Source organism: Actinomadura sp. RB99 (assembly GCF_014706005.1).
Classification (GTDB): Bacteria; Actinomycetota; Actinomycetes; order Streptosporangiales; family Streptosporangiaceae; genus Spirillospora.
Genome location: NZ_JABMCA010000163.1, coordinates 1 through 2,178, shown reverse-complemented (window position 1 = coordinate 2,178; position 2,178 = coordinate 1). Strand labels below are relative to the sequence as shown.

The 2,178-nt window shown below is 70.2% G+C and carries 3 protein-coding genes; 2 read left to right on the top strand and 1 reads right to left on the bottom strand.

All coding sequences use genetic code 11. The annotated features are described in order from the left end of the window. Window positions 1-413, bottom strand: a 413-nt coding sequence (locus amrb99_RS49260; RefSeq protein WP_190869007.1) for a MarR family winged helix-turn-helix transcriptional regulator, incomplete at its 3' end; no start/stop codon positions are given. A gap of 169 nt (window positions 414-582) precedes the next feature. On the opposite strand from amrb99_RS49260, the gene amrb99_RS49255 reads away from it, so the two are divergent. Then, on the top strand, window positions 583-1,992 hold the full coding sequence (locus tag amrb99_RS49255; protein WP_347257207.1) for an MFS transporter: 1,410 nt from the start codon (window positions 583-585) through the stop codon (window positions 1,990-1,992). Then, a partial coding sequence (locus amrb99_RS49250; protein ID WP_190869005.1) for an SDR family NAD(P)-dependent oxidoreductase occupies window positions 1,989-2,178 on the top strand: 190 nt, incomplete at its 3' end. The genes amrb99_RS49255 and amrb99_RS49250, both read left to right, overlap by 4 nt.

Genomic DNA, 2,178 nt, shown 5'->3' with positions numbered 1-2,178 from the left:
GTGCGGCGGTCGCTGTCGGGCAGGTCGGCGAGCAGGGCGTTCTCGATCTTGTGGAGGTCGGCGGCGACCGCGGACCTCACCTCGAGGCCGGCGGCGGTCGCTTCGACGACCCGGACGCGGCGGTCGGCGGGATCGAAGGTCCGGGTGATGAACCCGGCGGCTTGGAGTTCGTCGAGGACGAGGACCATCTTGCTCTTGTCGATGCCCACGGTGTGAGCGAGCGTGAGTTGGCTGCGGTGGGGTGTGTCGGCGACGGCGGTGAGCACCTCGTAGCCCCACAGGCTCAGCCCGTGCCGACGGACCACGTCGTTCCCGGCCGCCCCCAGTCCCTGGTACAGGCGCAGGGCAAGCCAGTGCAGATCCGTGCGCCGGCGGGCCGAGGCCGGTTCGTCATCCGGATTGCTGAAGCCCATGCACGGATAATACACCCCCGAGATCGTCTTGACTTAAGACGGTCTGGGCTGTCTACTGTTGCGCCGGCGCTCCATGGACGTGATGACGAGGTGAGCCATGAGCGAGACCGCGGCAACCGCCGGAGCCCGCCCCGGGGCCGGCGGACAGCGGCAGGCACCGGACTGGGCGGTGCTCCTGCTGCTGTGCTCGGCGCAGTTCATGGTCCTGCTGGACGTGTCGATCGTGAACATCGCACTGCCCTCGATCCGGCAGAGCCTGGGGTTCGACCAGGCCGGGCTCTCATGGGTGCTGAACGCCTACACCCTCACCTACGCGGGATTCCTGCTGCTGGGAGGGCGCCTGGCGGACGTGCTCGGACGGCGCCGCACGCTGCTGTCCGCACTCGCCCTGTTCACCGCGGCCAGCCTGGCCGGCGGGTTCGCCCCGGACCGGACGAGCCTGGTGACCGCGCGCGCCGTGCAGGGGCTGGCCGGCGCAGTACTGTCCCCGGTGACGCTGACGCTGCTGACCACGACGTTCCCCGAAGGCCCGCGCCGCACCCGGGCGATGGGTGTGTGGAGCGGTGTGGCAGGCACCGGCGCGGTGGCCGGATCGGTCCTCGGCGGTGTGCTCACCGGCCTGCTCGGCTGGCGGTGGATCCTGTTCGTCAACGGGCCGATCGGTGCCGGCGCTCTGGTCGCGGCCCTGGCGATCCTCGCCAAGGACGCATCACCGAAGTCAGAACGGCGGCCACGCCTCGACGTGACCGGCGCGATCCTGGTCACCACCGGGCTGGTGACAACCGTCTACGGCCTGGTCACCAGCGACAGCCGGCCGGCGCCCTGCACACTGGCCGCCCTGGCCGCGGGCGCCGCCTTGTTCGCGCTGTTCGCCCTCTACGAAGGGCGCCTCGCGCGCGCGCCGCTGGTGCCGCTCCAACTGCTGCGCACGCGCGCGATCGGTATCGCCAACCTGGTGATGTTCTGGCTCAGCATCGCTGTCTTCGCGAGTTTCTTCTTCCAATCCCTATACATGCAGAACGTTCTGGCGTACTCGCCGTTGATGGCCGGGCTGGGCTTCGTCCCGCAATCGGTGGCGATGCTCCTCGGCGCACAGGCCGGATCCCGCATCGTCCTGCGCGGCGGAACACGGCCACTGCTCGTGGGCGGGGCACTGCTGTCCGCCACCGGGCTGGCCTGGCTGTCCCGCCTGACCGGAGACGGCACGTTCTGGCGCACCCTGCTCGCCCCCGGCATGCTCGTCACGCTCGGTGTCGGGCTGGCCATGACGCCGCTCGCACTCGCCGCCACATCCGGCGTCCCCCGCAAGGACGCAGGACTCGCCTCCGGGATCCTCAACAGCACCCGGCAAATAGGCGCCTGCATCGGGCTCGCCGTCCTGTCCACCGCCGCCACGACCCGCGCCGTGACCCCTCACGCCGCTGCTCCGTCCCGAGCGCTCACACCGGGATACGCATTCGCCTTCGGCGTGGCCGCCGCGTTCGCCCTGATCGCAGCCATCACATCCCTGGCCATACCTTCCCCTTCCCACCCCGGCGAGCCAAACGGCCGCCACCACCACCAAGGAGAACGACCATGACAAGCAATCCGAACCTGCTAGGACGCCACGTCGTCGTCATCGGCGGAAGTTCCGGCATCGGCAAAGCCACCGCCCGCAACGCTCTCCACGCCGGCGCCCACGTCACCATCGCGGCCCGCGACAAGACACGCCTGAAAGAAGCCGCAACCGACCTCGGCGACAACGTCGAGGCCGCCACCGTCGACG